8 protein-coding genes, 1 pseudogene and 1 riboswitch are annotated in these 6,864 nt (G+C 74.4%); of the genes and pseudogenes, 6 read left to right on the top strand and 3 right to left on the bottom strand.

The window, feature by feature from the left end; translation table 11 throughout:
- Both FHL79_RS24390 and FHL79_RS24385 read left to right on the top strand, forming a co-directional pair.
- Positions 1-327, top strand: a 327-nt coding sequence (locus tag FHL79_RS24390; RefSeq protein WP_138761140.1) for an SDR family oxidoreductase, incomplete at its 5' end; no start/stop codon positions are given.
- 59 nt (positions 328-386) lie between these two features.
- Complete coding sequence (locus FHL79_RS24385; protein WP_138761139.1) at positions 387-680, top strand: hypothetical protein; 294 nt, start codon at positions 387-389, stop codon at positions 678-680.
- A gap of 13 nt (positions 681-693) precedes the next feature.
- On the opposite strand, the gene FHL79_RS24380 is transcribed toward FHL79_RS24385, so the two are convergent.
- From FHL79_RS24380 to FHL79_RS24365, 3 genes are all read right to left on the bottom strand, one after another.
- Positions 694-2,430, bottom strand: coding sequence for a pyruvate dehydrogenase (locus tag FHL79_RS24380; RefSeq protein ID WP_138761138.1), 1,737 nt, complete (start codon positions 2,428-2,430; stop codon positions 694-696).
- Positions 2,431-2,677: 247 nt separating this feature from the next.
- Complete coding sequence (locus FHL79_RS24370) at positions 2,678-3,589, bottom strand: Dyp-type peroxidase (RefSeq protein ID WP_138761136.1); 912 nt, start codon at positions 3,587-3,589, stop codon at positions 2,678-2,680.
- A gap of 30 nt (positions 3,590-3,619) precedes the next feature.
- Positions 3,620-4,009: a cupin domain-containing protein gene (locus FHL79_RS24365; protein ID WP_138761135.1), complete on the bottom strand. Its 390-nt coding sequence runs from the start codon at positions 4,007-4,009 to the stop codon at positions 3,620-3,622.
- A 163-nt stretch (positions 4,010-4,172) separates the two neighbouring features.
- Between FHL79_RS24365 and FHL79_RS24360 the strand changes: the two genes are divergently transcribed.
- The 4 genes and pseudogenes from FHL79_RS24360 to FHL79_RS24345 all read left to right on the top strand — a co-directional run.
- Positions 4,173-4,586, top strand: a complete 414-nt coding sequence (locus FHL79_RS24360) for a DUF5709 domain-containing protein (protein WP_138761134.1) — start codon at positions 4,173-4,175, stop codon at positions 4,584-4,586.
- 149 nt (positions 4,587-4,735) lie between these two features.
- Complete coding sequence (locus FHL79_RS24355) at positions 4,736-5,275, top strand: universal stress protein (RefSeq protein ID WP_138761133.1); 540 nt, start codon at positions 4,736-4,738, stop codon at positions 5,273-5,275.
- 1 nt (position 5,276) lies between these two features.
- Complete coding sequence (locus FHL79_RS24350; protein ID WP_138761132.1) at positions 5,277-5,924, top strand: class I SAM-dependent methyltransferase; 648 nt, start codon at positions 5,277-5,279, stop codon at positions 5,922-5,924.
- Positions 5,925-6,099: 175 nt separating this feature from the next.
- Positions 6,100-6,250, top strand: a riboswitch (cyclic di-AMP (ydaO/yuaA leader).
- Positions 6,251-6,266: 16 nt separating this feature from the next.
- Positions 6,267-6,864 (top strand): annotated as a pseudogene (locus FHL79_RS24345) (hypothetical protein); the annotation flags it as partial.

The raw sequence follows: 6,864 nt of genomic DNA, 5'->3' as shown, positions 1-6,864 counted from the left end.
GTCTCCTCCAGCGCGGCCACCCTGGGCTCCCCGCACGAGTACGTGCACTACGCGGCGGCGAAGGCCGGCGTCGACGCGCTCGTCGTCGGGCTGGCCAAGGAGCTGGCCGACGACGGCGTCCGGGTCAACGCTGTCGCCCCCGGCCTGGTGCGCACCGGCATCCACGCCGGCGCCGGCGACGCCGGGCGGCTGGAGCGGGCCACCACCCGGGTGCCGATGGGCCGGCCCGGGGAACCGGACGAGATCGCCCCGGCGATCGCCTGGCTGCTCGGCCCGGAGGCCGCGTACTGCACCGGCGCGGTGCTCCGGGTGGCCGGCGGGCTCTGATCGAGGCCGTCGGGGAGAGAGGGGTCACGGGGCGCCGGAGACCTGCCGATGAGCGGGTCGTGATCCGTCATCACCTCGGTGCCAGCTCACCGCGGAGCCCCCAGTGGTTCGACGCCGCCCACCAGGCCGACATCCTCGCCGCCTACGACACCCACCTGACCGCCGGGCTGCACGACCGCAGCCACACCGGCCCCCGGCCCGAACGGGTCCGCGAGCTCGGTCAGCTGGCCGCGGCCAGCGCGATGCCGGCCCGCGCCGCGCTGCTGCGCTGGGGTGCGCTCCCGGCGCAGGTCCGCAGCGACCTGCTGACCGGCTGGTACGGCAGCCAGTGGCGTCGGAGCGTCGCGGCCTGAGCAGCGCCCGCGGCTAGGGCCGGGGCACGTTCCGCAGGTTGGCGCGGGCCAGGTCGATCATCTTCCCGACCCCGCCACCGAGCACCATCTTCGTCGCCGTGGTCGCGAACCCGCGGATCTGCTCCCCGGTGATCGCCGGCGGGATGGACAGCGCGTTGGCGTCGGTCACGAACTCCATCAGCACCGGCCCCGGCCGGGCGAGCCCCGTCTCCAGCGTCGACCGGACGTCGGCCGGGTCCTCGACCCGCATCGACGGGATCCCCACGCCGGCGGCGATGGCCGCGAAGTCCGTGGGCTCGTGGTCGGTCTCGAAGTCCGGGATGCCGTCGACCATCATCTCCAGCTTGACCATCCCGAGCGACGCGTTGTTGAACAGCACGATCTTCACCGGCAGCCGGTGCAGCCGGACGGTGATCAGCTCACCGAGCAGCATCGCCAGCCCGCCGTCACCGCTCATCGAGACGACCTGGCGGCCGCGGTCGGCGAACTGCGCGCCCACCGCGTGCGGCAGCGCGTTGGCCATCGAGCCGTGCCGGAACGAGCCGATCACCCGTCGGCGGCCGTTGGGGGTCAGGTAGCGCGCCGCCCAGACGTTGCACATCCCGGTGTCCACGGTGAACACCGCGTCGTCGGCGGCGAGCTCGTCGAGTTGTGCCGCGACGTACTCGGGGTGGATCGGCCGCATCTTCTCCACCCGGCGGGTGTAGGCGTCGACGACCTTCTCCAGCGCGTGCGCGTGGTCGCGCAGCATCGAGTCCAGGAAGGTGCGGTCGGTCTTGCGCTCCAGCAGCGGCAGCAGCGCCCGGATCGTCTCGCCGACGTCGCCGTGCACGGCGACCTCCAGCGGGCTGCGGCGGCCCAGGTGCGAGGCGTCCGCGTCGACCTGCGCGGTGCGCTGCTGGGGCAGGAAGTTGACGTAGGGGAAGTCGGTGCCCAGCAGGACCAGCAGGTCGGCCTCGTGGGTGGCCTTGTGCGCGGCGCCGTAGCCGAGCAGCCCGTTCATCCCGACGTCGTAGGGGTTGTCGTACTGGATGACCTCCTTGCCGCCGAGCGCGTGGCCGACCGGGGAGAGCACCGTCCCGGCCAGCTCCATCACCTCGTCGTGCGCGCCGGCGCAGCCCGCGCCGCAGAACAGCGTCACCGTGCGCGCGGCGTTGATCGCGTCGGCCAGCGCCTGCACCTGCTCGGGCGCCGGGCGCACCGGCGAGGGCGCGGAGACCATCGCGCTGGGCACGGTCGGCCCGCCGGACTCCTCCGCGGCCAGGTCACCGGGCAGCACGACGACCGAGACACCGCGCTTGCCGACCGCGGTCTGGACAGCGACCCGCAGGGTGTGCGGCATCTGCTTCGGGGTGACCACCTCGCACCAGTACGAGCAGTCCTGGAAGGTGCGCTCGGGGTGGGTCTCCTGGAAGAAGGCCATCCCGACCTCCTGCGACTGGATCTGCGAGGCGATGGCCAGCACCGGCGCGCCGCTGCGGTGCGCGTCGTACAGCCCCTGGACCAGGTGCGTGTTGCCCGGCCCGCACGACCCGGCGCAGACCGCCAGCCGACCGGTCACCTGCGCCTCCGCGGCCGCGGCGAACGCGCCGCCCTCCTCGTTGCTGACGTGCACCCACTCGATGCCGTCGGTGTGCCGGACGGCGTCCACGACGGGGTTGAGGCTGTCGCCCACCACGCCGTAGATCCGCTGGACGCCGGCGTCCCGGAGCATCTGCACGAGCTGGGCTGCGACGGTGGGGTTCGCCATGAGGGCTCCTCGAGAGGTGGTTGGCTGCTGCACCCCTACCCGCGAGGGTGCTGTCGCACATGCGTCAGGCCGTGTCCCAGACCTCGCCGCAGGTGGCGCACCGCCCGGCCGGCGTCCGGTCGGTCAGCCGCCCGCAGGCAGGGCAGACCTGGTCGACCCAGCACACCGGGTCACCGCCCTCGGGCTCCGAGGGCGCGGGTCCTCCCGGCGCGGTCCCGGACGGTGCCGGCTCTGCCGGGTCCACGGCTCAGTCCTCCTCGGGCGGGGCGAACCGGGCCAGCGCGTCGATCGACGGGCAGGTGTAGTACGCCCCGGTCAACGGGGTGAGGTAGCTGGTCAGCCCGTCGCGGATGCCGTCGGTCGCGCCGGCCATCCGGCGGAGCATCTCGGTCAGCCGCCACTGGTCGCGGGCGAAGCCGACGAACGCCGTCCCGTGGTCGGTCACCCCGCCGTAGGCGACGTTGCGCCGGAAGATCTGCTGCTCCTCGCCGTCCCGCTCGACCGTGGTGCGCGCGACGTGCGCGCTGGGCAGCATCACGTCCTCGGGCAGCTCGATGCTGTCGGGCTTGGTGCGGCCCATGTTCATCTCCTGGCCGACCATCCCCAGCGACTCCCAGGTCGCGCTGTCGTGCCGCCACACCTGGAACAGGACGACGCTCGCCCCGGCGCCGGGCTCGCCGGCGGGGACCGAGGCCACCTCGGCCGCGGTGAGCAGCGAGGGGTTCTCGGTGCCGTCGATGAACCCGGTGAGGTCGCGGTCGTGCCGGTACAGCCAGCCGGTCACCTCGCGGCCCACCGTCGCCACGTCCCTCAGCGCGGCGAGCACCGCGCGGGCGTTGTCGAACACCGCCGTCCGGTCCCCACCGGCGACCCACACCCAGGCGTCGTGCTGGGTGGCCGGCATCCGGTAGCGGCCGGCGCCGACGATGTCCTCGGTCCAGCCGGCCGCGTCGGCCGGCGCGTCCGCCGGGGCCACCGAGGCCCACAGCTCGGGCCGGAACCCGACCACGAGGTTGACCCCGCCGGTGGAGGACAGCGGACCGGTGAGCCCGGCCACCCCGCGGACCAGTTCCTCCGCGGTGCAGCCGGGCTCCAGGTCGAGCTCGAGGTAGCAGTGCTCAGGGGTGCCGAGGGCGAAGATGCCGGGCTGGGTGGTCACGGGGACACCCTGCCCGACGACCGGTCCGCGTCAGTCGGTCGGCGGCTCGTCCTTGCCGGCCTCCTCGAGCGCGTCGGCCTCCTCCTTGGTCGTGTGCACCGCCTTGTCGGCGTGCTCCGGCGGGCCGTAGACGGTGTAGAGCACCAGCGGGTTCACGCCGGTGTTGAGGAAGTTGTGCTTCTTGCCCGCCGGGACGACGACCAGGTCACCCTGCGCGACGTTCTTCTCCTGACCGCCGACCTTGGCCTTCCCGGTGCCGCTGACGAAGGTCAGGATCTGGTCGACGTCGTGCACCTCCTCGCCGATCTCGCCGTCCACCGGGATCGTCATGATCACCAGCTGGGTGTGCTCACCGGTCCAGAGCACCCGACGGAAGTCGGCGCTGGTCTCGGCGACGGTGGCGATGGTGAAGTGCTCCATGTCAGCCGTTCCTCTCGATCGCTCGTTCTGCTGCTGCCGGCGCCTGCCGGCTCATGATCAGTCAAGAGCAGAGCGGCCCGGTGCGCGATCCGAGACCCCTGGTCGGCGGTCGGGACGGCGGGGGAGACTCGCCCTCCGAGCAGAGGACGACGAGGAGCACCCCGTGCGCAGCGGACACGACGGCACCGACCCCCAGACCCTCGAGACGGTGTCGGACACCTTCTCCGGCGACGTGGACGACGACACGGCCGGGTACTCGCCCGCCGACCGGCCCTGGGTGTCGAACGACTGGGGCACCACCGACCGCGAGGAGGAGGCGGGGGAGGGCCTGGACGGGCGGCTCGCCCGCGAGCTGCCCGACGGCGCCGCCGCCGACGGCGACGGGCTCGGCGACGCCTCCGACACCGACGGCGAGCTGCTGGACGACGAGGTCGGCGACGAGCGCGCCGGGCGGCTGTCGGACTCCGGGGGCGGCGGGCTCTCCGACACCGACGACGAGCTGTACGCCGAGGACGAGGGCATCGACGGCGCCGGTGCCTCGGCCGAGGAGGCCGCGGTCCACGTCGTGCGGGACTGACCCGGGCGGCGGCCTGCGCGCCCCGGGCGCGCGGAACGCGGCGACGCGCCCGGCCGTTCCTCCGGGCAGTAGGGGAGGCTGTGGCCGGACCGGGTCCCCCGGCCCGCACACGGGCCGCGCGCGAGCGCGGCGGAGGCAGGAGGACGGCGATGACGGAGCAGCCCCGGGACACGGTGGTCGCCGCTGAGCTCGACGAGGCAGCGGTCGAGCCGGTCGAGGACGCGGACATCTCCACGCGTGCGGAGGTCGAGGGCGGGGTGGTCGTCGGGCACGACGGCTCCGGCTGCGCGCAGGAGGCCCTGGAGTGGGCTGCCGCGCTGGCCGAGCGCGCGCACTGGCCGCTGCACGTCGTGCGGGCCTGGCGGATCGCCACCGCCCCGCAGCCGCCGACCTGGGAGCCGGGGTACGTGCCGCCGATCACCGACTACGAGAAGGCCGTGCTGGCCGACCTGGAGTCCGACGTCGCCGCCGTGCTCGGCGCCGAGCGGGCCGCCCGGGCCAGCTGCCACGTGGTGCACGCCCAGCCGGTGCGGGCGCTGATCGAGGCAGCGGCCGGCGCCGACGTGCTGGTCGTCGGCGCTCGCGGCCGGGGCGGTTTCGCCGGCCTGCTGCTCGGCTCGGTCAGCGACCAGGTCACCCACCACGCCCCCTGCCCGGTCACCGTGGTCCGCAGCGACCGCAAGGGCTGAGGTGCCGGAGCTCCGGCCGGTCTCCCCCGCGTTCCTGAGGGCGCACACCCGGCTCGCCCGGCCGACCCTCGTCCCCGAGCTGCAGCTGCACGTCGCCGACGACGTCGTCGGGCTGTGGGAGGCGATGGAGACCGAGGGCGGCGGAGCCGGTCAGGACCCGCCGTTCTGGGCCGCGGCCTGGCCCGGCGGCCAGGCGCTGGCCCGCTACGTCCTCGACCACCCGGAGACCGTCGCCGGCCGACGGGTGCTCGACCTGGGGGCCGGCAGCGGGCTGGTCGCCGTCGCGGCGCTGCTGGCCGGGGCCCGCGGGGTGCTGGCCAGTGACGTGGACCCGTACTCCCACACCGCTGTCGCGCTGAACGCCGAGCTCAACGGGGTGTCGGGCATCGAGGTGGTCGGGGACGTGCTGGCCGACGACCTCCCCGACGTCGACGTCGTGCTGGCCGGCGACGTCTGCTACGACCGCGAGATGACCGCCCGGGTGCTGCCGTTCCTGGGTGCTGCCTGGCTGGGCGGGGCGAGGGTGTTCCTCGGTGACCCGGGGCGGGCCTACGTGCCCAGGGAGGGGCTGGTCGAGCAGGCCGCGTACGACGTCGTCGACGCCGACGGTGGGCCGGTCCGGCGGACGACGGTGTGGCGGTTGCCCTGACCGGAGTCGGGCACCACCTGTCACACCAGTCCCAGGAGTGCTCCCACACCTCAGGAGAAAAGGCAAGGCGTGTCAGATCACGACGAAATCTCGCCCCGAGCATTGTCACGACCGGGTAACGGCATCTACGTTGGCTGAGTCCGGTCGGACGTCAGGTCCCCACCCGGGGAGCCCGAGCCGGATGCCGCCGAGTCGCTCATCGCAGCGAGCCGGGGACCCACCGCAGCACTGGGGTGAATCCTGACCTGGGCACCTGCCCGGGTCGGGTAGGGCTTCTTCCCGCCCGAACCCGTCAGCTAACTCGGTAGGCGGCCACGGAAGACCACCGGAGTCCCCCTCTTCATGTCCCGTCGCTCCACCGCGCACACATCTGTCCAGCAGTCGCTCCCCACCGAGGTGCTCACCGAGGTCGGCGCCGAGGGCGTCGACCAGCCGGTCACCGGGGAGCTGTCCACCTCCTCCGGCGCGGGCCGCCGCCGGCCTCCCGCCGGTCTGCGCCGCCCCGCGTTCCTCCTCGCGGTCGCCGTCGCCGGCGGTGTCATGGTCAACGTCTTCGCCGCCGGGCAGCCCGATGCCGAGGCCGTGGCCGCCGCCGACCAGCCGATCAGCGTGGCCGCCCAGCTGCAGGAGAGCTCGCAGGACTCCGCCGCCGGCACCTCGGTGACCACCGAGGACGTCAGCGAGCGCCTGGGTGAGCTGGCCGCCAGCCGCAGCGAGCGGGAGGCGCAGCAGAGCGCTGCCGCGCAGTCCCAGGCCGCCGCCGACCAGGCCGCGATCGAGGCCAAGGCCGCCGCGGAGGCGAAGGCCGCTGCCGAGGCCCAGGCCGCCGCCGAGGCGAAGGCCGCCGCCGAGGCCCAGGCCGCTGCCGAGGCGAAGGCTGCCGCGGACGCGGAGGCCGCCGAGCAGGCCGCCGCCGCCAAGGCCGCCGCCGCCGCCAAGG

This window comes from Modestobacter altitudinis (assembly GCF_005930475.1).
In the GTDB taxonomy this organism is placed as follows: domain Bacteria; phylum Actinomycetota; class Actinomycetes; order Mycobacteriales; family Geodermatophilaceae; genus Modestobacter; species Modestobacter altitudinis.
This window is presented reverse-complemented; position numbering and strand designations above follow the sequence as displayed.